The 23,104-nt window shown below is 43.5% G+C and carries 21 protein-coding genes, 1 tRNA gene and 1 pseudogene; 10 read left to right on the top strand and 13 right to left on the bottom strand.

Features of this window, described 5'->3' with window-relative positions; genetic code table 11:
• Position 1 precedes the first annotated feature (1 nt).
• The 4 genes from thiE (at position 2) to IEW67_RS04715 (ending at position 4,025) form a co-directional block, all read left to right on the top strand.
• Positions 2–607 (top strand): thiamine phosphate synthase, encoded by a 606-nt coding sequence (thiE, locus tag IEW67_RS04730; RefSeq protein WP_188631915.1) that lies wholly within the window; start codon positions 2–4, stop codon positions 605–607.
• Between the two features lie 219 nt (positions 608–826).
• Positions 827–2,563, top strand: a complete 1,737-nt coding sequence (locus tag IEW67_RS04725) for a YVTN family beta-propeller repeat protein (RefSeq protein WP_188631914.1) — start codon at positions 827–829, stop codon at positions 2,561–2,563.
• Between the two features lie 150 nt (positions 2,564–2,713).
• Positions 2,714–3,292 carry an RNA polymerase sigma factor gene (locus IEW67_RS04720; RefSeq protein WP_188631913.1) on the top strand — a complete coding sequence of 193 codons (579 nt, stop codon included), beginning with the start codon at positions 2,714–2,716 and terminating at the stop codon, positions 3,290–3,292.
• Complete coding sequence (locus tag IEW67_RS04715) at positions 3,276–4,025, top strand: anti-sigma factor (protein WP_188631912.1); 750 nt, start codon at positions 3,276–3,278, stop codon at positions 4,023–4,025. Before IEW67_RS04720 ends, IEW67_RS04715 begins: the two co-directional genes overlap by 17 nt.
• A gap of 182 nt (positions 4,026–4,207) precedes the next feature.
• On the opposite strand, the gene IEW67_RS04710 is transcribed toward IEW67_RS04715, so the two are convergent.
• Positions 4,208–4,945: a MerR family transcriptional regulator gene (locus tag IEW67_RS04710; protein WP_188631911.1), complete on the bottom strand. Its 738-nt coding sequence runs from the start codon at positions 4,943–4,945 to the stop codon at positions 4,208–4,210.
• 179 nt (positions 4,946–5,124) lie between these two features.
• Between IEW67_RS04710 and IEW67_RS04705 the strand changes: the two genes are divergently transcribed.
• Positions 5,125–5,547, top strand: coding sequence for a hypothetical protein (locus tag IEW67_RS04705; RefSeq protein WP_188631910.1), 423 nt, complete (start codon positions 5,125–5,127; stop codon positions 5,545–5,547).
• Between the two features lie 346 nt (positions 5,548–5,893).
• Here the strand turns inward: IEW67_RS04705 and IEW67_RS04700 are convergent, their stop codons facing one another.
• Together IEW67_RS04700 and IEW67_RS04695 are read right to left on the bottom strand one after the other, a co-directional pair.
• Positions 5,894–6,715 carry a squalene/phytoene synthase family protein gene (locus IEW67_RS04700; RefSeq protein WP_188631909.1) on the bottom strand — a complete coding sequence of 274 codons (822 nt, stop codon included), beginning with the start codon at positions 6,713–6,715 and terminating at the stop codon, positions 5,894–5,896.
• A gap of 90 nt (positions 6,716–6,805) precedes the next feature.
• On the bottom strand, positions 6,806–8,368 hold the full coding sequence (locus tag IEW67_RS04695; protein WP_188631908.1) for a BCCT family transporter: 1,563 nt from the start codon (positions 8,366–8,368) through the stop codon (positions 6,806–6,808).
• Between the two features lie 474 nt (positions 8,369–8,842).
• Between IEW67_RS04695 and IEW67_RS04690 the strand changes: the two genes are divergently transcribed.
• The 3 genes from IEW67_RS04690 to selA all read left to right on the top strand — a co-directional run bounded on the left by IEW67_RS04690 (position 8,843) and on the right by selA (position 11,270).
• Complete coding sequence (locus IEW67_RS04690; protein ID WP_188631907.1) at positions 8,843–9,286, top strand: LytTR family DNA-binding domain-containing protein; 444 nt, start codon at positions 8,843–8,845, stop codon at positions 9,284–9,286.
• A 9-nt stretch (positions 9,287–9,295) separates the two neighbouring features.
• Positions 9,296–9,700 carry a DUF3021 family protein gene (locus tag IEW67_RS04685; RefSeq protein ID WP_188631906.1) on the top strand — a complete coding sequence of 135 codons (405 nt, stop codon included), beginning with the start codon at positions 9,296–9,298 and terminating at the stop codon, positions 9,698–9,700.
• 181 nt (positions 9,701–9,881) lie between these two features.
• Positions 9,882–11,270 carry an L-seryl-tRNA(Sec) selenium transferase gene (selA, locus tag IEW67_RS04680; protein WP_188631905.1) on the top strand — a complete coding sequence of 463 codons (1,389 nt, stop codon included), beginning with the start codon at positions 9,882–9,884 and terminating at the stop codon, positions 11,268–11,270.
• A 51-nt stretch (positions 11,271–11,321) separates the two neighbouring features.
• Here selA and selB read toward each other — a convergent pair whose 3' ends face one another.
• Positions 11,322–13,214 carry a selenocysteine-specific translation elongation factor gene (selB, locus tag IEW67_RS04675; protein ID WP_188631904.1) on the bottom strand — a complete coding sequence of 631 codons (1,893 nt, stop codon included), beginning with the start codon at positions 13,212–13,214 and terminating at the stop codon, positions 11,322–11,324.
• A 137-nt stretch (positions 13,215–13,351) separates the two neighbouring features.
• On the opposite strand from selB, the gene IEW67_RS04670 reads away from it, so the two are divergent.
• A tRNA-Sec gene (locus IEW67_RS04670) sits at positions 13,352–13,448 on the top strand.
• 102 nt (positions 13,449–13,550) lie between these two features.
• On the opposite strand, the gene selD is transcribed toward IEW67_RS04670, so the two are convergent.
• From selD to IEW67_RS04625, 9 genes are all read right to left on the bottom strand, one after another.
• Positions 13,551–14,597 (bottom strand): selenide, water dikinase SelD, encoded by a 1,047-nt coding sequence (selD, locus tag IEW67_RS04665; RefSeq protein WP_188631903.1) that lies wholly within the window; start codon positions 14,595–14,597, stop codon positions 13,551–13,553.
• A gap of 34 nt (positions 14,598–14,631) precedes the next feature.
• Positions 14,632–14,859, bottom strand: a complete 228-nt coding sequence (gene yedF, locus IEW67_RS04660; protein WP_188631963.1) for a sulfurtransferase-like selenium metabolism protein YedF — start codon at positions 14,857–14,859, stop codon at positions 14,632–14,634.
• Positions 14,849–16,066 carry a selenium metabolism membrane protein YedE/FdhT gene (gene yedE, locus IEW67_RS04655; RefSeq protein WP_188631902.1) on the bottom strand — a complete coding sequence of 406 codons (1,218 nt, stop codon included), beginning with the start codon at positions 16,064–16,066 and terminating at the stop codon, positions 14,849–14,851. The genes yedF and yedE overlap by 11 nt, the downstream gene beginning before the upstream one ends.
• Positions 16,067–16,183: 117 nt before the next feature.
• Positions 16,184–16,501: a thioredoxin family protein gene (locus IEW67_RS04650; RefSeq protein WP_188631901.1), complete on the bottom strand. Its 318-nt coding sequence runs from the start codon at positions 16,499–16,501 to the stop codon at positions 16,184–16,186.
• The gene (gene grdC / locus IEW67_RS04645; RefSeq protein ID WP_188631900.1) at positions 16,498–17,949 is read right to left on the bottom strand and encodes a glycine/sarcosine/betaine reductase complex component C subunit beta; all 1,452 of its coding nucleotides are present in this window, start codon (positions 17,947–17,949) and stop codon (positions 16,498–16,500) included. The genes IEW67_RS04650 and grdC overlap by 4 nt, the downstream gene beginning before the upstream one ends.
• 1 nt (position 17,950) lies before the next feature.
• A complete protein-coding gene (trxB, locus tag IEW67_RS04640; RefSeq protein ID WP_188631899.1) occupies positions 17,951–18,907 on the bottom strand; it encodes a thioredoxin-disulfide reductase in 957 nt (318 codons plus the stop codon).
• Between the two features lie 19 nt (positions 18,908–18,926).
• Complete coding sequence (grdA, locus tag IEW67_RS04635; protein ID WP_188631898.1) at positions 18,927–19,385, bottom strand: glycine/sarcosine/betaine reductase complex selenoprotein A; 459 nt, start codon at positions 19,383–19,385, stop codon at positions 18,927–18,929.
• Positions 19,386–19,409: 24 nt separating this feature from the next.
• Positions 19,410–20,726 carry a glycine/betaine/sarcosine/D-proline family reductase selenoprotein B gene (locus IEW67_RS04630; RefSeq protein WP_188631897.1) on the bottom strand — a complete coding sequence of 439 codons (1,317 nt, stop codon included), beginning with the start codon at positions 20,724–20,726 and terminating at the stop codon, positions 19,410–19,412.
• A 21-nt stretch (positions 20,727–20,747) separates the two neighbouring features.
• A complete protein-coding gene (locus tag IEW67_RS04625) occupies positions 20,748–22,055 on the bottom strand; it encodes a glycine/sarcosine/betaine reductase component B subunit (RefSeq protein ID WP_188631896.1) in 1,308 nt (435 codons plus the stop codon).
• Between the two features lie 413 nt (positions 22,056–22,468).
• On the opposite strand from IEW67_RS04625, the pseudogene IEW67_RS04620 reads away from it, so the two are divergent.
• A pseudogene (locus IEW67_RS04620) lies at positions 22,469–22,900 on the top strand (YaiI/YqxD family protein); the annotation flags it as partial.
• Positions 22,901–23,104 lie beyond the last annotated feature (204 nt).

Below are 23,104 nucleotides of genomic sequence, written 5' to 3'. Positions count from 1 at the left end.
TATGAATCTAAGAAAATACTTTATCATGGGGAGTCAGAACTGTGACCGGAAACCCGAGGACATCCTTGAGGAAGCGGCAAAGTCCGGTATCACCGCTTTTCAGTTCCGGGAAAAAGGTGAAGGATCATTAACCTATGAAAAAAAGTTGGCTTTGGGACGCAGACTGCGCGACATTTGTGCCCGCCATAACATCATGTTTTTCATAAACGATGATATAGACCTGGTTGAACCGCTGGCAGCTGACGGTATTCATGTCGGACAGGATGACATGCAGCTGGAAAAAGTGCGGAAGATGTTTCCCGATAAAATCATTGGTCTGTCAGTATCAAATCAAACTGAAGCTGACAACAGCACCGTCCAACTGGCTGACTATCTCGGAGCAGGATCGGTATTTGCAACATCATCCAAGGACGATGCTGCACAAGCAGTCGGTCTGAAATGGATCAGAGACTTGAGGATCCAATATCCCAACATACCGATTGTCGGAATAGGCGGGATTACTGAAGAGAACGCGTCTTCTGTCATAGATGCCGGAGCCGATGGGACTGCTGTCATTTCAGCTATCACGAGAGCTGACAATATCGGCGCAGCTGTCAAAAAGCTTTGAGTTCTCTCTCTAAATATATTAAAGGAAAAGACCTTCATGGCATAATGGAGGTCTTTTTTTATCTATCGTCAATTTATAAACAGCCATTTTCAGATGTTCAAGTCAAAACCAGGGTTACTAATTGCTCAATAATTCAATCAAAAATTAAAAATTCATACCAAACCGAACGTTGCTTTTCTTCGTTAACTTAAATGAAAAGAATTTTTTGGAGGTGTTTAGATGAAAAAACAAAAATTATGGATCCTCGCAGCAGTCTTGATAGCGGTATTGGTTCTTACGGCGTGTTCAGGTGACAGCGAAAATGATGCAGAAAATGGAGACCAAAGTAAAGAAAAAGGAGAGGATGTAAAAACTGGCATGCAGGTGATGGACAACGAAAAAGTCGGCAAGTATTTGGCAGATTCGAAAGGGATGACCCTTTATATATTTACAAAGGATGAAAAAAACGTCAGCAACTGCAAAGGCAAGTGTCTCAAAAATTGGCCAGCATATTATACCAAAGATCTTAATGTGCCTAAAGGCTACGATAAAAGTGATTTTGGAACAATTACCAGACAAGATACAGGTGAAAAGCAAACAACGTACAAGGGTTATCCACTTTATTACTTTGTTAAGGATAAAGAAAAAGGTAAGGTGAACGGTCAGGAAGTTAAAGACGCCTGGTATGTAGTCAATGACCAAACATTTCAACAACACATCAACAAAGATCGAACTACGTCGTTATCAGAAGGGATAGAAAAGGTATTATCCTCCCTTCACGATTTAAAAAATACAGCGAAATCTTCAACCGATGATGCGAAAAATTTAAATGAAAAAGGGAAGGCTCTCTCAGAAAGCTGGGAACCAATTGAAAAGAAAATTGAAAAGCGTAATGCCGAAGCCTACGAAAATATTGAAAAAAGCTTGTATCCGTTAATCTCTGAAGCGAAAAAAAATCAGCCGGATACCGGCAAGGTGAAACAGCTGGTTGACGAAACAACGGACAAGCTTAAACAATTCAAACAAAAGATAGCTTCAGCTCAACAAGTTACCCGTTCCAAAGGAATGGGTAACTTACATATGTTGTATGTAAACAACCGTGATGCAAGTGGGATCCAGGTCATTAATCCAAATAATAACAAGGTTATAGATGCAATTCAGGTTGGAAGGAAACCAACCTACAATGAAGTGTCCCCAAACGGCAAATATGATTACGTGGTCAACAGTGGTTCAGAAAATGTGTCGATTATAAACACCCAGACCAATCAAGTCGTTAAAACCATACCGGTTGGGAAAACACCGAAAGGAGTCAATTTCACCCCGGATGGCGAATGGGCGTATGTGATCAACGAAGGAGAAGGTACGGTGACTGTCATTGACATGCAATCGATGAAACCGGTGGGCAAGATTGAAGTTGGAAACTCCCCCCATAACGGGGTCTCCAGTCCGGATAGCAGCAAATTTTATATCACAAATACAGGTTCAAACACAGTATCCGTGATTGATACTTCCACCCAAACAGTGGTTGACACGATTGAAGGTGTTAATGGGGCACCACATAACATCAATATTATACCTGACAAGAATACATTGCTTGTGTCGTTAACGAGTGAAAATGCAGTAGGTGTGATTGATCTTGACAAAGAGAAAATGGTGACAACGATCCCGACAGGTGTTGGTCATCACGTTATAGACATTACCCCAAACGGTAAATATGCCTACGTAGCAAACATTGGAACCGACTTTGTTTCAGTGATAGACCTTTCAAAAAGAAAAGAAATCAAGGAAATTAAGGTAGGGAAGGGACCACATGGCATTGCTGTTACAGCAAACGGGGAAAGAGCTCATGTTGCGGTCAGTATGGAAAATAAAGTAGCCGTGATTGATACATCGAACAATGAAGTTGTGGACAATATCACGACAGAGGAATTTCCATTCTTTGTAAGTACTATTGAAGGTGATTCAGTAAAAAATTGATTGAAGTATACTGGAACTGTCGAATAGAGACAGTTCCTTTTTTCGGTTTGCAGCACCCTCTCTTCGAATTGCAAACACACAGGGATCCGTTTACTCAGATTATACCGTATGATAAATTAAATAGAAGGATAACGGAGGGAGGACGGTGCAATGAAAGACAAATCAGACCAGGAATTGATGGAATTAATTGTTCAAGAACACCGTCCGGCTTTTGAAGAACTGTATGATCGTTATATAAAACTTATTTACAGTTATGCTCTGAAAGCTATGAGCGGTGACAAAGAAAAAACCAAAGAGATTGTACAACAAGTATTCTTGAGAATATGGGTTGCTAAACAGCATTATGACTCCGACAAAGGACAGCTTGTCAATTGGTTAATCACAGTAACAAGAAATATTTCCATAGATTATATCCGCAAAGAAAAAAAGCTTGCAGAAAAACAGCAAAAGGCTATTCTACACGATTCTATCGAAATGTCGGGCTATACTCTGCGGGACGCTGACAACCAATTGACAAAAATGGAGATTGAGGAAGCGAAAAGCAAGTTGTCCGAGGAACAAAGACGCCTGATCACACTATTATATTGGGGTGGTTATTCTTTACTGGAAATTGCAGAGTTTGAAAATCAGAAGATAGGAACAATTAAAAGCCGTTTACACCAATCGTTAAAGCGCTTGCGTTATTATCTTGGGACAGAAGGAGGGATGACGGATGACAAAAAAATGTGAGCAGCTGGTGGACTACCTTACCGGGGAATTGAAAAAAGAAGAATGTCAGGACTTTGAATATCATTTATCACAATGCCAGTCATGTTCATCTGATTTAAAGCAACTTCAGGAAGCATGGTCGGCCCTTTCCTTCGATGTCGAAGAAGCCGATGTCCCGCCAGAGTTAAAATCCGAAGTGATGGATTATGTTTTTTCTGACAAAAAAACAAAGGACTCTCAAGAAAATGGCTTTACAACTATTTATTCAAAATGGAAGAACAGAATGAAGCAACATTTCAAGCCTTTAGCTTCAACGATTATTGCCATTTTATTTATTGTAGTAACCGTATTGGTCTATCAAAATATCCAATTACATCAGGCACTTTCAGAAATGGAAAAACCCACCGATTCAACAGTCAACGTGATTCGGACTGTTAAACTCCAATCAGTCATTACTTCAAGTGATGCCCAAGGTTATGCTGCGGTTGTAGAGAATGAAAATGGGCGTGAGCTTATTGTCAATCTGAATCAGTTACCCATGCCGGAGGGAGAACAAACCTATCAGGTTTGGCTGCTCAACGATGGCAACCGCAAAAACGCCGGTACGTTTCGTCCCGCCGCGAATGGCAAAGGGGTGATTACGTTTCCGCTGCCTGATAAGAACTATACCTTTGGTAACATCGGCATTACATTGGAACCGGATGCCAATGGAACAAAACCTCGCGGAAAAAAAGTGGTTGGAACAACTTTATAAGGAATGTTTCAATGAAATAAACGATTGAAAACCCGTTAGGAATAGCATTCACCAACGGGTTTTTTTCAAGATCAGTATGTTCACGCCCGAAACTCTCTTTGAGGGGCATCAGCCTTTTATCACATAAACAATGTGTTACACAGGAATGCTTTTTATACTATATTTCGCTTTCATTCATGAAACTATGCCTTCTTCCGGTCCGCATAAAACGCCATGGCATCACACATAAACATGGCCAGACCGTCACCATACGTGTCGATGTTTTTCGTGAAGCGTTCATCGTCAACATACATCTGCCCGAGCCCTTTGAAAGCATCAAGTGAATAACTGCCAATCTTATTCAGATAGTCATACCAAACTTTAATAGCTGCCTGTGCTTCATTTGAATCGGGTGCTTGATGCCTTATTGCAGCAAGGTCCCGGTAAATGCGGTCAAATTCCTGTTCCATTGCTTGCTGTTCATCTTTTGACAGCTGATTGACTTTGGCGTTTGACTCTTCAACCGCTTTGTCGCCCCAGCGTTCGCGGGCTTCCTGTTCGTACGGGTTTTTGCTGAAGTCAAAGCCTTCAAATTTCTCCTGATCACTCATCGGAATCTCTCCTTTCGTATTCTGGATTGTTTTATCAATCGTCGCAATCATATTGTCCAGGCGGGAGCGTTCTTCCAGCAGCATCTTGCGTTGAACGTAAAGCGCCTCCTCCCTGTCAAACGATGGACTATTGATAATCTCCTTTATTTTCTTCAAAGGGAAGCCAAGCTTTTTAAAGAACAGTATCTGCTGCAATGTTTCGAGCTCCTTTTCCGAATAGATCCGATAACCTGATTCGGTGGTCTCGGGCTCAAGCAAGCCGATCTCATCATAATGATGCAGTGTGCGCACACTGATGCCGACTAATCCGGCTACCTCTCTGACTTTCATTACTAAGACCTCCCTTCAATTGTTACGTTAAAGTATAACGTAACGTTAGAGTCAATAGGAGAATGGCTAAAATTGAACGCTTTTTTTTCGATAGGTCGAATCGCCAGACTATACGCCCATACATTTCTAGACGCATCCCCATATACTAAAGAGAAAGACGATTAAGGAGGAAGTTGAATATGAATCATAACCAACCACCGTATGACGATCCCAGAATTTTTAATTTACCATGGTTTCAAAACAACGGACCTGGTGCAGGGCCTCCGTTTGGCGGACCGCCCGGACAATCGGGAGGACAACAGCCAGGATTTCCCGGTGGACAACAGCAAGTCAGTGCACCCTCATCCCCGCCACCGCCATTCACACCACAAATGCCGCAAACACAGAAGTCGCAAGGTGACTTCAGCGTTTATGCAGTCGACCCAGGAGCAATCCAGCGATGCTTATTTCAATTTACGTATATCTGGCTGCGATGGGATTCCTTCTGGTTTTTTCCAATCTTTGTCGGCAGGCAATCGATAGCAGGATTCAGATGGCAGCGGAACAGGTGGGTCTACTACGGTGTTGACTTAAATAACGTGCAGTCTTTTCAATGCTATTAGGGGGCTGTCATAATGTCGAATATGACAGGGCTTTGTATACACCTTACAAAGAAGTGATAACATCCATCATTTAGCCTTAATCTATTTCACATGTGTCCTGGCAGGGTTTGCGCTGGCCTATGTACCAGCTTCCTCGGTCATCACCGGGGGATTAGCTTCGTTTTTGAATGTGATAGGCGATCTTATCATTATCATATTCTCGGGAGCCATCCTGTATTGGCTTTAAATCACTGCTGAACAAATGATTTAAGAGACTGTCCGGACCGTCTCTTTTTTGCTTACTTTGATCATTAGTACCCAGCCCTGAAGATGAAAGCCACCATTCGTAATTGAACGGTGGCTTTCGTTAGTCTTCCTTAATATCTTGAACAATGGTTTCGACTTCATTTCTGGAAATCTTCTCACGGCCCTCTTTCAAAGCCTTCAGAGTTCGTTTAGCTAATGCAAGCGGAATCCGGCAAAATAGCTTAATCGTCCGGGTATTGATGTCTTTCATATATTCGTCCGCCATGGCCAGGTTTTTTTCGGTATAACTGAACAAATCGTCGCGTGTCCATCTATCCGGAACGAAGCTGACACCGCGCTCGCTATCTTCATCCTGATTGCGCAAAATATTGACAGCCTGCAGGCCCCGACCATATCCTATGGCAAGTTCCCGATCTGTTTCGGTTCCGTCATACCACTCCCAGATATCAGACAGCATGATACCGACAAGCCCGGCAACATAATAGGTGTAATCATCAAGGTCGCCTTCATCCTTAATATTCCATCCCTTTTTCGCCCAATCAGCCATTCCTGCGGCCATTATACGTGTCGATGCTTTTACATTTTCAACAATCCCATCCGGGCAAATTTCAAGCCAATCGCCGAGTCGTAATGTCACCTCAGGAAGCTGTGTTACATATGGCTGCACCAATTCACTGTAAGCCTTTTCGTCAAAAACATCGTACTTCAATAAGTCGCAAGTTGTTCGGAGCAGATATTGTTTTGTTTCTGTATCCAACTCCTCATGATCTTCTATTTCATCAACAGCACGCATGCATAAATAAGCTGCCCCGACTGTTTGATTCAGCGGTGATTTCAGCAATGTTATCGGTATGTAAAATGTTCGGCTTGTCTGTTTTAATATATTATTCGCATCTTTTTGCAGTTTTTTCGCTTCACTCAACGGTGATGCCTCCCCTTAATGCTGATTTCATTATATCAAAAAATAGACAGAATGAATATAAAAAAAGGGAGTACCCTGAAGTATCCCGTTCTACTTTCTATGATCGATTTTAATCGGACGTCCTTTCCTCGGCCTTTCCCACATCAGACCCTGTTCCAGCGCCATCTTCTTCGCAATTTGAGGTGCATTCCACAACGGCGGCAACAGCAAAAATGAAACCGGGACTGCCGTAATGACAATCGAATTTTGAATCGCAGTAATGCTACCTTCTCCAATTGTCAGAATCATCATCGTCGTACCACCAAAAATCAGCGCCCAAAAGACGCGCAACCAGCGGGCGGGATGATCATTTCCAGTTAATGTTACGGATACTGTATAGGACATTGTATCTGTCGTCGTCGCCACAAAAACAATCGATATTAAAAGAAACGCGACGGCCATGACAGTGCCCAATGGCAACTGGTCCATAATCGCCATAACAGCAGCGGGCATTCCCGCTTCATTCAGCGCCCCGGATACAGACCCCGGATTTTCTATTTCAAAGAATACGCCTGTTCCGCCAACAACAGAGAACCAGAAGTTGGTCACGAGCGGCGCTACAATAGATACTGCAATAATCAATTCACGAATCGTTCTTCCGCGCGAGATGCGGCTGATAAAAATAATCAGCATCGGGCCATAGCCGATGAACCACCCCCAGAAAAATATGGTCCACGCGCCAAGCCACGCATTGTCACCGCGATAAAAATTCATCGCAAAGAAGTTCTGTAAATGAAATCCTGTTCCGCCGATGAATGCGTCAATGATGAACAATGTCGGGCCGATCACAAGCATAATAATTCCCAACAAAAACGTCATGCTAACATTGACACGGCTCAGTAAAAGAATCCCCCGGTCAACCCCGGTCGCAGCTGATATCGCCGCGATAATAACCAGAACAACTACCACCAGAATGCTTACCGACACAGTATTGGGAACACCAAATAAATGATTCAGCCCATAGGATATTTGCAAACCAAGGAAACCTAATGGCCCCAATGTTCCAGCAGCTGTTGCAATAATGGAGAATATATCTGCCGCAGACCCGAGAACACTTTTATGAAAGATTTTCTCCCCGAACAACGGAAATAATAAAGCTCGTGGCCGCATCGGATAACCTTTGCTGTAATGCACATACATCATCACAATGGTTGCCAGAGTACCTAGGATCGCCCAGGCCAAAAATCCCCAATGCATAAAAGCTTGTGCAAACGCAGCCGATACATTATTAACTTCGCTATCGCCAAATAATGGCGGTGTTGTCATATAATGATACATCGGCTCGGAGGCTGCCCAGAACACGCCGCCGCTTGCCAGGAGAGTTACGAGGATCATCGCAACCCACCGATAATAACTATACTTCGGTTTATCCATTTTACCCAGTTTGACGTTTCCATACCGTGAAAAGGCTAAAAAAATACCAATTGCAAAATTACCGAACAATAATACCTGCCAATACGCTCCAAACAGATCGGCTGAATAATTGAATAAGGTCGTAATCCATTCTCCAACCATGGCGCTGTCCATGAATGATAGAACAATAAATAAAATCAAAAAACCGCCACTGACGGCAAAAACGGTCCAGTCCGTTTTAATTCTCTCTTCTTTCTGCAAAGTTTGCCTCCCATATTCAGGAGCAAGTGTCTATACATGTGCTGTCATACAGACCGTTGGATGGAAAATGATTATCCTTTTCCCGAACCATTTGTTAACTCTATCTCTCTAAAAGCCATCAGCTTGCTCATGTTATTTTCAAACATAGTGCTTAATTATAGTTTTAATTATATAAAACGTCAATCATAAAAAATACTATGTTTGCCCAAACGCTCCGGAACTTCTGCATGTGAAAAAAACATAAATCATTCTGAATTTTTTGGGGCTGTCATGTCAGCAAAGCTCCTAGGACAGAAGTAGTTTGGATACTACTTCTTTGCTATCGTAAACTTATTTGGTCAGATTCATTAAGCATTTCGTCGCTTCAAAAAGGTGTTTCATCTGAACGATCTTCCTTTCCATTCCCGTCTTGTATATAATGTTAATCAAAGTATACAGATATTTTACACGACTTAAAGGAGAAGGAGGACCCTTATGGAGCTGAAAATTGAATATGATCATTCGTTGCCTGCCAACTTAACCATTCTGCGAACCAAAACGCATCATGAATTCGTAGACAAGATAAATCATTTATTTGAAAACCCGTACCCGTCGAACATCATTATCGCACATAATGGTTCAAGTTTTTCACCCATTGATTTAAAGCAAGTCTATTATTTTTTCACAGAAAGCAAGGCGGTTTATGTGAAATCCGAATTCGGAAAACAGAAAATAACTGAAAGACTTTATGAAATTGAATCGCATCTACCCAACTATTTTGTAAGGATATCACGATTTGAAATCGTTAATTTACAATGGGTTCAACGTTTTGAGTATACATTTGGTGGTCGAATTACTCTCCATTTAAAAGATAAAGAACAACTTTATACGACACGATCACACACAAAGAAAATTAAAGAAATCCTATTTAGAAAGTGAGGCGTTTTGATGATTAAAAAGAAAGCATTATCTTTGGTGCTTAATATTTCGTTATCAGCCAATATAATGGTTATTGTTACATGGATAATCACAGATGCATTGGGATACGATTCGATCAGCCCAACTTATTTGTTCAGAAATATAGGCGCCACTGTTGTGCTAGTGGGAGTGAACACAGTAATCGGATGGTTTTATTCAAAAAACGCCAATCCATTGGTCATTGGTAGTTTACATTTTCTTATCGCCGGAACAGTATTTGTCCTCTGTGGTTTATGGGCACATTGGTTTCCGTCGGATGGAAGTATCATTTTAACCGGTATATTGATTTTTATGTTCATCTTCTTAGTCATATGGCTTTCGCATTATTTCTATTGGAAAAGACAAATCAGAAAAATAAATGGCAAACTTAGTTGATAATGGTGGTATCCTGGATCTGTTAATATGATACTAACAAATTAAAATAGATTCAGAATATTTTTGTCAAATCGACTGGTTCGCTATTATAATAGAATGCGTCAACAGTAGCAAGTTGCGTTTGATGTGTACTGCTGTATGATTTACAAAAACTAACGCGCCATACATAGGGGGGCAACCGTTGAAGGAATATCTCCGGGAACTGCCGGCTATCCACGCCGTTCAAAACGATAATCGATTTACAGCGTTACAGGAAGAATCTGATATTCCGTATTCAACATTGACAAAATGGATCCAGGACATCATTCATCATATACGTGAGCAGATGTTGAACAACAACTGGGAGCAGGAATCTCCAACCAAAGCGGACCTGAAAAACGTCATTTTCACCATGCTCAAACAAAAATCTGAAACGTTCCGGCAACATAATTTACGATACGTCATCAACGCCACGGGAACAATTTTACATACCAACCTCGGGCGGGCAAGATTAAGTCAAAAAGCCATTGATCAAGTTGTGCTAACCGCCGGGAATTACTCGAACCTTGAATATGATTTAGAACAAGGCAGGCGCGGCTCCAGACATCAGCTGACTGAATCTGCTTTAACAGAAATCACCGGTGCAGAAGCGGCAATGGTCGTCAACAACAATGCCGCAGCCGTTTATCTGATTCTGCGCACACTGGCGTATAAACAAGAAGCCATTGTTTCCCGCGGTGAACTTGTGGAAATAGGCGGTTCCTTCAGAATCTCATCCATCATGGAAGAAAGCGGAGCAATGTTGCGAGAAGTCGGGACAACCAACAAAACCCATTTGTTTGACTATGAACAGGCAATAGGCGACGAGACAGCCATACTGATGAAGGTTCATACCAGCAATTTTAAAACGATTGGGTTCACCGACTCAGTTGACACGGGAAAACTGGTCAAATTGGCACAAAAGCACCGTCAGTTACTTGTCTATGAGGATCTTGGGAGCGGGGCACTTTATAATTTTGAAGCAGGCGACGAACCCGTCGTATCCAATGTGCTAAAAACGGGTGTGGATATCATTTCATTCAGCGGTGATAAGTTATTGGGAGGGCCACAAGCAGGGATTATTCTTGGACGGAAAGAACTGGTGGATAAATTAAAACGGCACCAACTGGCACGTGTATTACGTGTGGATAAAATGACACTCGCTGCACTTGAGGCCACAATAAAAAGTTATGCGGAGGGAGATGATAACGATATTCCCGTGATCCGTGACATGTCACTGTCCATATCCGAAATCCAACAACGAGCGGAAACATTCGTGGAGGGTGTACGTAGAAAAAGCAAGGCATGGCAGTTCAACATACAAGAAGATACGTCACAAGTTGGCGGGGGGAGCATGCCGGATGTTGAACTGGCAACACTTGTCGTTTCCGTATGCCACACACAATTTACCCCGCAGCAGATTTTTAACCGGCTTCGGACAGGACAGCCCGCTGTTCTTGCAAGACTCAAACATGACCGGGTGCTCCTCGATTTCCGTACCATTGCAACGTGCGATATACCAGTATTAATTGATTGTTTTGCTGGTATGTAGCAAGACAATGGAAGCTCCACCACAATATTCGATTCAGGCGGAAGATTCATCCTATATCCATTTTCGATTATCGCCGACTCTTTTAGTCAGTTTATATTGATCCAATAGTTCCAAAAACGGAACCAAATATTTTCGGGATACCTGTAGTGCATCTTTCGCCTCTTTTAAACCGAATGTCTCATTTGTGCCGGCTTTTAACATTAATAAAGCACCTGTAAACGTCTTATGATGAATAATGAGTTCACGCGTTAACGGATGTGCCTGTTCAGTATGAATGAGGTAGGCGTGTAAGTCTTCAGCTTCTTGTTTCAGCACCGTTGTATGCGTTATATATTCTGTCCACCTCTTCACCTGCAGGCCATCCGCTTCAAGCTGATTAATAATCGCTTCCATTTGCGTTTTCCATTTTTCAGGCAAATATGGTGTGAAACCAGATAAGGCAAGGAACTGTTTATCCTTCTGTATTTCACCGGTTGACAGCATTGAATCCAAACCGAATTCCACGAGCCGCTTCGGAAACTGACCATTAAACGATTGCACGATTTCAGCCTTACTGATTCCCGGCCGCATCGGAAATTCATCGTGGCGATTCTGCAATTGCTGTGATACCATGTCCTTTATCATGATGACGTCTTTCGCCAGGGCGTACTTGTCCCCTGTTACTTGTACCAATTGCCGGGTGTCAATGCCTTTATTGACTGCGGCCTTCATTCCAGGTTCATCAAAGGACGTATATTGAATCAACTGTTTCACATTCAGCAATTTATGCTTCATTAAGACATCTTTAACTAAATCTTCTGGTGTCCCGTCTTTCTTTTTCTGCAACATGTCCATTGTGGTTTCACCAAAACGGTACTTGTTTCCTTTAGGCTCAATCACCCATCCGCCGCCAAGTGTTTCAACCGGTGTGGGTCTTCTTAGAATAAAACGGTCACCACGGCAAACAACAATCTTTTCCTCCAAGCGAATCTGGCACAAAACATCATCATCATCCCGGATCACTTCATTCCTGTCGAAAAAGACGATTCTCCCCATCACTTCAGATGTCCCGGTGTGTACTTTTACCGGCATCCGCTGTTTTACAGGTGAGGACAAGTTTTCGACAAGCTGCAGGTTGACATCAATCGTATTCGTCACCAAAAAGTGATCGGAGGCAACAAGCACATCCCCACGCTCGATGTCTTCCTTGTCTATTCCACTAAGATTTATAGCTGTTCGCTGACCGGCACGCGATATACGCTGTCCCTGACGATGGACCTGAATTTGCCGCGCTCTCACTTTGTAACCTCCGGGAAGAATAGTCAATGGACTCCCTTTTTGTACAATGCCCTCATAAATGGTTCCTCTCACAATCGTTCCCTGTCCTCTCACTGTAAACACCTGGTCAATTGGCAGTCGAAACGAGCCATAAGCATCCCGAAATACTGTCTTTTCCAGTTCAGATACAATTTGTCGTCTTAGCTGATCGATACCTTTTCCGGAGATACTGTCAACGCAAACCAATGGGACCTCAGAAAAAATGGTCCCGGCTATACTTTCCCTGATATCCTCTATAGCAAAGTCGAGCAATTCCGCATCAACACGATCTATTTTGGATACCGCGACAATACAATGCTGGACGCCAAGAAACTCCAAAATTTGCAAATGCTCCCTTGTTTGCGGCATCACCCCTTCATCCGCAGCGATTACCAGAATGACAAGATCAATACCTGCGACTCCGGCAATCATCTGGCGGATAAACCGTTCATGCCCCGGCACATCCACAATCGAAACGTGGCTGCCATCCTTTGTTTCCAAAGGTGCATAACCAGGTTCAATTGATACTTTCCGTTCCTTTTCTTCCTTTAAGCGATCGGTATCCACGTTTGTAAGTGCTTTCGTCAGGGCTGTTTTGCCATGATCAATATGGCCTGCCATACCAATCGTAAAGTAAGCATCATCCATTTTAATCCCCCCGCTTTGTCTGTAAAAATTTTCTTCAACCAGAGCATTTCAGCCGTGCGATTTTTTAAAAAATATGGTATTATTAATGTATAATATTTCGACTATAAAGATGTATCTGAAAAATAAAGCTAATTTATGGGGCTGGCTGAGTGACTGGTGTCCTCCCGGGTCTTCAAAACCCTGCGGGAGACGCGTGCCGTCTTCGGTGGGTTCGATTCCCACACAGTCCCGCCAACCTTGTTTCGCTTATGGACCTTTCTGAATTAAAGAAAACCATCCATTAACTTCCGTGTCTCTCTATATGATGAAAAGGAACTGATCAACCCGTTCCCCTTCCTAGCTCACACTCACCCGACCTTTATTCTTGTTGGTCACGCTGCCGATGATGGCCGGCTCGATTTGACGATTTGCAAGCGCATGTACCAGTCGTTCTCCCTCTGTTTCAGGTACAGATATAACGAGGCCTCCTGAAGTTACCGCGTCGCAAAGAATTAACTGATCAATATCATTAATGGAATCGGCATATTCAACACGATTAGACAGCCACTTGTGGTTTTTCTTCGTACCGCCTGGAATAACGCCTTGTTTAGCGAGCGTCTTCGCTCTTTTCAAAATCGGCACTTCCCCGCTTGACAGCGTGATGCCAACTTGGCTGTTCTCGGCAATCTCCAAAATATGACCAAGCAGTCCAAAGCCGGTAACATCCGTACAGGCGTGCACATTATGATCGGCCATAACCTCTGCCGCATCTTTATTTAAAGCCGCCATAACGTTTGTTACTGTTTCAAGTTCTTCTTTCGCCAGCAAGTCTTTTTTTTTTGCGGTTGTCAGGATGCCGACGCCAATTGGTTTTGTAAGAATCAATACGTCAACGGGTTTTGCCCCTGCATTGGATAAAATGTGATCCGGATGAATCGTACCGGTAACTGACAGCCCAAACTTTGGCTCCTGATCATCGATTGAATGCCCGCCTGCCAAAACAGCTCCTGATTCAGCAACTTTTGCAGCAGCTCCGGACAGAATATCTGCTAATATGTCTTTACCAAGTGTGTTCACGGGAAACCCGACGATGTTCATAGCCGTAATCGGTTTTCCACCCATAGCGTAAACGTCACTTAAGGCATTTGCAGCTGCAATTTGTCCGAACATATAAGGATCATCAACAATCGGTGTAAAGTAGTCCAGGGTTTGCACCAATGCCGTATCATCGCTTATCTTGTATACGCCGGCATCGTCGGATGTATCCGAACCAATAAGCAAGTTCGGATTTGGTGTAGTCGCTGGTAAATGACGCAAAACTTGCGCCAGGTCTTCCGGACCAATTTTGCATCCTCAGCCGGCTTTACTGGATAGTGCGGTTAACTTGATTTCTTCTCTCGTCATGCAATCACCTCCTTCACTGAATGGAAAGATGGCTTTAAGTATAAACATAGAACAAAATGTCCTGACCGTTTTTAATCGGGAAATCTGCCAACTGATACCCGCGTTTCACTGTTTCCTCGGGGACATTCCTGAAAGATGCCGGACAATCGGTTATGATTTTCAGAAGCTTCCCTCCTTCTAAACCTTCAAGTGTATCCAACGTATATATAACCGGATAGGGACAGGATTCGCCCCGTAAATCCAATGTGAAATCAGCTTGCATCTGTTCCTGCATACCTTTTACCTCCCTTTTTCACGTTGAGAACAGCATGATAATTGTCACCGCGTAACTTAACAATAATATACAGGGCAAGCAGGATCAGCAGTGTTGCAAGCACGGCACCCACAGGACCAAAAGCCGGAACAAGATTTAGTTCCGCTCCACTGGCAACAAATAGATCATAAACACCAAGATGATCCCAGGCAAACGCGAGAAAAGTTGCGCCGGCTATATTTCCTGCAAATACCGTGAAATATAAAATCTGCCCTTCCATCAAACGATACATCATCCCGGTTTCGCAACTGGAAGCCATGACAATACCAAGACCAAACAATGCGCCTCCAATGAAAGTGCTTGGGGCAGCGATTTGTGTAATGGGGAGCATACCATAGGAAGCAATGACCGCAATCGTCAAGACAGAACTGACCGCCATACCGGCTATAATCGCTTTGGCCATGATGCTGCGACCCATAATCCATAAATCACGAAAAGCTGACGTAAAACAAATTTGTCCTCTTTCAATAAGAATACCAAAAAGCGCGCCAAACAGAGCACCGAATCCCAGTAAAATTTGCCCTTGAGCAAAAAAAAGTACAATAAGCGATAAATATAAAACAGCGATAACTCCACCGACAAAGGGTTGTATTGTCCTGGTTGCCTTTACAGTTGACTTGCCGCCCCCTTTCGCTAAGGCAGGCTTTCCTTTCCACCAGCGGGTTTGCACGATTTTCGCTCCAATATACGAACCGGCACCTGTTGCAACGATAAAAATCCAGGAATGCAAGGAGAACTGGGGCACACCGGTAAAAAAGGCTGCCAGATTGCAGCCAAGCGCCAAACGTGCACCAAATCCCGCAATGATGCCACCGAAGAGTCCCTGTACATAACGTCGTTTTTGCCTTGGAACACGAATTTTAAAATTGTTACTCAATAATACCATGATAAGCGCACCGGCAAACATGCCCCAAATCATCCAGCCACCCGGACGTGTCAATGTTGTTCCATCCATCCGGATCATATCAAAATATGCCCAACCTGATATATCGGCACCGAAAAGTCCCAGGAATTCCCCGCCCAGGCGTGTGAATTCACCCGTAACGGCCCACACTGCTCCCGTAAAAGCGAAATATAACGCACTTAAAATACCGGCCAGTAGGAGCGCAATATATGGATTCCAGTAATTTAGTATTGAATGTTTGATAAAATACATTTACCAATTCCCCTTACGTAAATCATACGATCTTTAATAACATGATAGAAAAATGGGATAATGCTAATGCCCTTACCGGGAGTCCCTGTCATTAACATGTATCCCAATGTCCGTTTACTAACCCTGTTCTAATATTAATTCCTCGATATTTTCTATTGTCAGGTCGCCACCTGAGATCCTGTTCACTTCTTTACCGTCCTTGAATGCGAGAAAAGCCGGAAGCCCCATCACACGATAATCAATACAAAGCCGCCTGTTTTCAGCTGTATTCAATTTGACAACTTTAACCCTGTCCTGATAGATTTCCGACAATTCTTCCACATCAGGCATTAATTGTTTACACGGCACACAACTCGGCCCCCAAAAATCAACAACCACTGGTTTGTCGGCTTCCAGCACTTCCTGATTAAAATTTCCTTTGTTTACATCCATCATGGTTCATTCACCCCTTCATTTTTTTCAATAAGGAAAGACATCCCGTCGGACAGGTTTGTCATTTTGCCAAGGAAAAGACTGCCTTTGCCAACAAACATGGCATTATTAATGTCACCGTTCATGATCATTTCCCGTGCGTGGCCAAGAAATGGAATGGCTGAGGCAATATGGCCCTGGGTCGGCGAAAAACCGGCCATACCATGTTTATTCTCAAAATGATTCATTTCTGCTTTTTCCATTTCTCCTCTCAGAACTGCCATCGCAGCAATTGTACGGTAGTTTGTTCTGGGCACATTACCATTGCCATTGGGTTCTGTCACATCCGGGTTATGAAGTTCGACTGCATATTTATCGATATCCAGAATCCCCCTTCCAAACCGCTCCAACGGCTTAATAATTAATGATTTGTAGATAGCTTGTGCAGAGGAGCCCGCGGAGATATCATGTTTGCCAATACTGTCTGTGCGAATCACCGGACTTTTTCCATCGTCTTTGCCAATAATCATGGCAATAGCTCCCATCTGATCTTCCACAATCGGCATATCATGTTTTAAATTCCCGGCAAACTTCATCCCCAGTTTTGCCAAACTGCCGCCCCCAATAATAACAATTTCCTCGTAGATTCCCGCTTGGATAAGTCCTGCAGCAATATTCACTGAATGGGCAGGGGCACAGCAAAAAGCTTTAATGTCAGAGCCCGTTGCGTTGACACAGGCTGCATGTTCAGCAATGGATTTGGCTATATTACCACCGCCGCGCTGATAGCGGTCACCAACCGCTTCTTCGTCACAGCCAAATACATAGTCAACATCTTCTGCTGTAACATCAAATGAATACAGAACATGACGCATGGCAATAATACCTGAAGCCTTATTGCACAGATTTTCCAAAATAATCTCAGCGGTCAAAAAGGGATCTTCATCATGCCCTGTCTGCACATAACCAACCAGCTTATTACCGTTCACATGCAATGGTTCAGCTTTGCCCTGGGCTAACGCTTTTTCGATTACTTCGATATCCTTCCCTTCACCCAGGCGCTCAAAATCTTCCGGTTGTATGATTGGATGATTTGTGAGTTTTTCCTTCAATTCCAATAAAAACGTTTTTTCCAAATAAACCAATTGAAACTCGTCAGCTATTTTAAGCCACCCGTAAAATTCATCCTCGGGAACGATTTCACCGGACGGCCCGAATCGCTCTGCATCCGTAAGCTTCACATTAGTCCATGGCCGTGCATATTCATTTAGATCATCAGGCCGCATATTGCCGATGAACACCTGGTTTGGCGGGTATGCAACGGCTTCTTCATAGTTTCTGAGATTAGCCAAAATCTCGTCAAGTAAATGATCATTTTTCGCTGTTTCCCTTGTGGGCTTAGAACCGTGGCGGACCAGACCAGGCGTATGGGCAATGACCGAAGAGGCACCTTTGACAACCGGTGTAATCATGTTATACCTCCTCACGTGCGTAGTGTAATTCTTCAGTTAGCTTCTCAACGTATTCCTGAGCCGACTGGGCCGCAATACTGCCATCACCCGTTGCCGTTACAATTTGCCGTAACTTCTTTTCATTCACGTCACCTGCTGCAAATATGCCCTTAACATTGGTACACATATTTTCATCCACTTCGATATATCCGTTTTCATTTGTGATACCAAGATCCGCAACACATTCGGTAAGCGGATCCATACCAACATAAATGAATACACCATTACAGGACATTTCTGAATTTTCGCCGGTAATCGTATTGGTGAGTGATACTGACGAAACCACCCCATTCCCCTTAACCTCATCAACAACATGATTCCATATAAACGCAACCTTATCATTATCAAACGCCCGTTTTTGCAACAGCTTTTGCGCCCTTAATTCATCCCGGCGATGTATAATGGTCACCTTTGAAGCAAATCGGGTAAGAAAAACCCCTTCTTCCACCGCTGAATCTCCACCGCCGACGACAGCTATCTCCTGATCCTGGAAAAAAGCGCCATCACATACAGCACAATAGGAGACACCGGCACCCGACAACGCCTTTTCTCCGGGTACATGCAGGCTCCTGTGCTCAGCACCTGTAGCAACAATAATAGATTTTGCCAGTATTTCATTATCCGCCATTGTTATTTTTTTGTAAGGGTAGCCATCTTCAATCGTTTGAATATTACCTTGAATATAATCAGCATCGAACTTCTTTGCATGTTCGAACATCTTATTGGAGAGATCGGGGCCGAGAATGTGCTCGAACCCCGGGAAATTTTCAATGTCCTCCGTATCAACCATCTGCCCGCCCGGTGCACCGCGTTCAACCATTAGTGTTTTCATTTTGGCTCTTGATGCATAAAGTGCTGCAGTCATGCCAGCCGGGCCTGAACCGGCAATAATCACGTCGTAAATATGCTGTTCATTCACGCTTTTCCCCCCGTTACCGTTAGACAAATTTCACCCTGGCCTCTTCCATCGCACTACATATGGCTTCTTTCTCCAATGATAGCTCCGCAACGCCAACTTGTTCGTCATATATTTCCTGAGGGACCTCCTCTTTGACCATGTCTTCCAAAATGTGATGCACAGGAAGGTTCAGTGCAACCCCTGCTAGAGGTCCGGCATAAGTTGGATCACCAATCGTCACTGTTTCCGCATAAATATCGGCACTATCGGCATCCGGGGATCCTAACAGAACAACAACATTTTCTTGCCCGTGTGCTTCAGCCGCTTTCTTTAATTCTCCCTGGACCACCTGGTCCATTGCGCCAGCGGCAGTTCAAACAAAACAAGATGTGTCTTTGTAGATGACATCGCCCCCTGCAGCATTAACGCATTCTGCAATTGCCGGTGCAGGTACACCATCTCTTTCCCCCAGGATAAACACCTTTTTACCTTTTAACATGATCCAGCACTCTCCTTAAACATTTTATATAGTCACATCAAAAATTGAGGGTTCTTCAATCTCTTGCATTAAACCATCGAGGGCGACCCCAACACGGTGCCTTCGCAAATTCCATTGTTCCTCTTCCGTCAGATTCGGATCACCCAGCGGATGTGGAATGGACACAGTCTGAACAATCCGATTAGCACCAACCGTTTTAGCGATCGTCACGATGTTTGCCATTTGCACGATTGGTATGCCTGCTCTTTCAATTTCTTTTGCTATCGTTGCCCCGCAACGCGTACACGTTCCTCAGGTGGATGTCAGGACAATTGCCGAAACATTTGCCTCAAGCAGTTCGTTGGCAATCTCGTTGCCCATTCGGCTTGCTTCCGCCTGACTGGTCCCCGTGCCGACCGTAGTGTACAGGAAGTGATACAAACGTCCGATTTTGCCTTCATTTTCAAAGTGCCGCATCGCATCCAACGGAACAACCACATTTGGATTTTCGTTGGCGGCGCTCGGATCAAACCCGGCGTGGATTGTCTCCCATTCACCTGCTTTCAGTTCGCCCTGACCGGTTATATCGTATTTTCCCCATTTCGTAGCAGAAGCGGACTGAATTCCATCCGGATTTCCTTCAGGTACGATACCCCCTGATGTTACGAGCGCTACTGTTTCTTTATTTAAATCAGCCAAAGGCGGTGCAATGGGGACTTTATCAATCTTCGGTATCGGGATTTCTGTCTCATACTCGTCATCGTTTAATTTTTGCAGGAGCATCTCAACGGCCCGGTCGGCTCCCATTTTCGGTGGTTTCACGAATGTTTCACCACGGATACCCATAGGGAAGTAACCTTCCTCCCTCGCCGACAGTGTTTCCTCACCTGCAAGCAAACGTGTAATGAAGTCGGCCATTGTCGGCACATCTTTTCGCATTGTTGCAGCACTTCTGCCGCCGGAAAAGATATAAATATCCTTTCTGTACATTTCGACAGCCGGATTTTCCACGTTCATACTCGTTAAAACAGGGACATTAAATGTCTCTTTGACTGCCTTACAGATTTCACCACAGGCAAATCCGTATCTCCCCGCCATAAAAGCAGGGCCTGCAATAAATACATCAAACGTCTTATTTTCCAGAAGATCCAGAATGATTTCAACTGCTTCATCTTTTTTGGAACCGAAGTAATTATCTCCGCAAACAACGGTATGTGTCACTTCAATATCAGGTTCAAGCCAGTTCTTCAGCAGCATTCCCGGACCAAATACACCTTCCTGAATATCCGGCCTATAATCAGCTTTTTCTTCACCACCGATTTGGCCGAAAAATTGATTGAGATAATAGATTGCTTTTTTCAACCAGCCTCACCTCCTTTCAAATTAATACTCAACAACCGTTTTGAAGTGGTTACCGGTATTTGCATCTGCACAGAAAATTCCATTATTTTCCATTTCAATCGATCCATCTGCTTTAATACTTCCATCCCAGCCTCCGGAATTTCCGTCTCTGGTAAGTGATTCAAGTTCACCAACAACCACCTCCATCGGATCAAGCTTTAATATCTGCGACACATTACCGGTTGAAATAAGCGCATTAGCCTTTATCGATAGATCAACAAGTGGCTGCGAGCGACCATCACGTCCTGTTGCTTCATTCGTTATGCCAACGGTTTTGATACCTGCATCCTCAAACTCACTTATAGCCAGAATAAAATCGGTATCAGGGTTGCCATATCCCTCTTCACAAACAATTGCCCCTTCCGCTCCTAGCGAGCTGGCAATCTGCTTAATGCGCATCGCCGAACGCTGTTTCTCTTCAAGCGCAACATTTAGATTGGATACAATCACACCTAGGAAGTTGATTGTTACACCGTGCTCGCGCATCAAGCGTTTTACAGTTTCATTATTAACATGCTGATAGGTTGATATTTTTGACGATGATGGCATGAAACTTCCGGAAACAACTGCTCCATCCAACAATTCGTTTGGATGCATAAGTGTCGGCAGCATATTTCTTGCATCCCATCCATAAACGAGTGAATTGTAACCGTTTTCAATCATTTGCGACTGTAATTGCAGTACATACACGACCCTTGGGAGCTCCTTTACCCGATCTTCCAACTCATTAGGTGATGGCAGGTCATAAACCTCCAATCCATCCGGTTCCATATCGCGGATACATTCGCCAAGATACTCGCTAAGCCGAATCGCTGCTAGCCTTAATGCGGTATTTTTCTTTTGCTGCTCATGATTTTCATCATCTTCATTCGTATCTGCCACAAGACAAATGTTAAGCAAATAAGAAAACATCGTCTGGTAAGACCCGGGACCGCTCATATCCACCAACCCATCCTGAAAGCCGCCCCAGTGCTTCCCCACTGCTAAGACGCACCCCCCTTTTAATACGTGCGTTCTTCCTGTACCTGCTGGAACAAGATTGTTCGTCAAGCCCGGATATAGCTCACCTCCTGACACCTTGCACCTTGGTTCAACGGCATCTTTAACAGGCGTAATGCGAATCGGATCATTTGGTCTTGCAATAACAATATCGGCGTCTGTAATGCGGTCATCTTCATACACAACCCGTAAGGCCTCATCTTTGTTGATTGTCAGTAAGCCATTTTCAAAAACGGTCGTTTCGCCAAAATCAACATCTTGAATATGAAAATTACCGATTTCCAGCCTCATAAGCTCCCCTCCCTTTATATCGGTCAAATAACTTGCTCTAAGTCAATATAACATCAACATGCTCTTTTATAATCATGTATATGCTCAATAGTGTAAGTTTGATTATAATTCAGTATTTCTTGACTGTAAATGATTTTTGATAATTCGTTAAATAAAGTTTTTTCAGTTAATTAATTTTGTACGTGATAAACTGAATAAAAAATTTAAACCGTGTCATATCGTGCTGAAAATTCGCCCCACATACCAGTTGAGACAACATCGTTCAGCTTTTTCCGTAATTGTTTCATGGGCAGCTTCAAGTACCTGTAGGGTGAATTGTCAGGGCAACCTTACGAGCTTTTACCTTCCGCTCATAGTGGCTTCACAAAAAGACATCTGCTAAAATTACTATATAGAATATGGAGGTTATGATCATGAAAGTCTACGTTGACGCAGATGCCTGTCCGGTTAAAAAAACAATCATATCTGTTGCCCGGGACTTTGATATTCCGGTTATACTTGTGAAAAGTTTTTCTCACTTTTCACATGATGATGAAAAACCCGGTGTGGAGACAATTTATGTGGATACAGGTGCTGAAGCCGCCGACTATCGAATTATGCAATTGACACGGAAAGGGGATATTATCATTACTCAAGATTACGGGCTTGCTTCACTTGGGCTTTCAAAAGGGTGTACCGTTCTGCATCATAAAGGCTTCACGTATACTAATCAAAACATCGATCATTTGTTGCAGACCCGTTATGTAAATGCTGTGGCACGCAAAAGCGGAAAGCGAACAAAGGGCCCGAAGGCATTCAACACTGAAGATGAAGTGAAATTCCGTGACCTTTTCCGAAAAACACTTGAAAAAACACGCTATGATTTTGAACATCCAAAAGAAGACATAAAACAGGAAATGCGCGAAAAAGACACTGGAGATGATACCGGAGAGGAACGTTCGTGAACTATAAAGCGAAACAACGTAATATCCTTTCAATGGACTTTAATTCTCAAAAGGGACATCAATACAGACTCTGGTTCCTTGTGATCACTCGCAGATTGGAGGAGC

The sequence above is a fragment of the Lentibacillus kapialis genome (assembly GCF_014646635.1).
GTDB lineage: Bacteria > Bacillota > Bacilli > Bacillales > Amphibacillaceae > Lentibacillus > Lentibacillus kapialis.
This window is presented reverse-complemented; position numbering and strand designations above follow the sequence as displayed.

Bases quoted from the DNA above. Each gene is read 5' to 3' on its own strand.
- thiE (WP_188631915.1), top strand. From the start codon at position 2: ATGAATCTAAGAAAATACTTTATCATGGGGAGTCAGAACTGTGACCGG.
- IEW67_RS04725 (WP_188631914.1), top strand. From the start codon at position 827: ATGAAAAAACAAAAATTATGGATCCTCGCAGCAGTCTTGATAGCGGTA.
- IEW67_RS04720 (WP_188631913.1), top strand. From the start codon at position 2,714: ATGAAAGACAAATCAGACCAGGAATTGATGGAATTAATTGTTCAAGAA.
- IEW67_RS04715 (WP_188631912.1), top strand. From the start codon at position 3,276: ATGACAAAAAAATGTGAGCAGCTGGTGGACTACCTTACCGGGGAATTG.
- IEW67_RS04710 (WP_188631911.1), bottom strand. From the start codon at position 4,945: ATGAAAGTCAGAGAGGTAGCCGGATTAGTCGGCATCAGTGTGCGCACA.
- IEW67_RS04705 (WP_188631910.1), top strand. From the start codon at position 5,125: ATGAATCATAACCAACCACCGTATGACGATCCCAGAATTTTTAATTTA.
- IEW67_RS04690 (WP_188631907.1), top strand. From the start codon at position 8,843: ATGGAGCTGAAAATTGAATATGATCATTCGTTGCCTGCCAACTTAACC.
- IEW67_RS04685 (WP_188631906.1), top strand. From the start codon at position 9,296: ATGATTAAAAAGAAAGCATTATCTTTGGTGCTTAATATTTCGTTATCA.
- selB (WP_188631904.1), bottom strand. From the start codon at position 13,214: ATGGATGATGCTTACTTTACGATTGGTATGGCAGGCCATATTGATCAT.
- yedF (WP_188631963.1), bottom strand. From the start codon at position 14,859: ATGCAAGCTGATTTCACATTGGATTTACGGGGCGAATCCTGTCCCTAT.
- yedE (WP_188631902.1), bottom strand. From the start codon at position 16,066: ATGTATTTTATCAAACATTCAATACTAAATTACTGGAATCCATATATT.
- IEW67_RS04650 (WP_188631901.1), bottom strand. From the start codon at position 16,501: ATGATGGATGTAAACAAAGGAAATTTTAATCAGGAAGTGCTGGAAGCC.
- grdC (WP_188631900.1), bottom strand. From the start codon at position 17,949: ATGATTACACCGGTTGTCAAAGGTGCCTCTTCGGTCATTGCCCATACG.
- IEW67_RS04625 (WP_188631896.1), bottom strand. From the start codon at position 22,055: ATGAGGCTGGAAATCGGTAATTTTCATATTCAAGATGTTGATTTTGGC.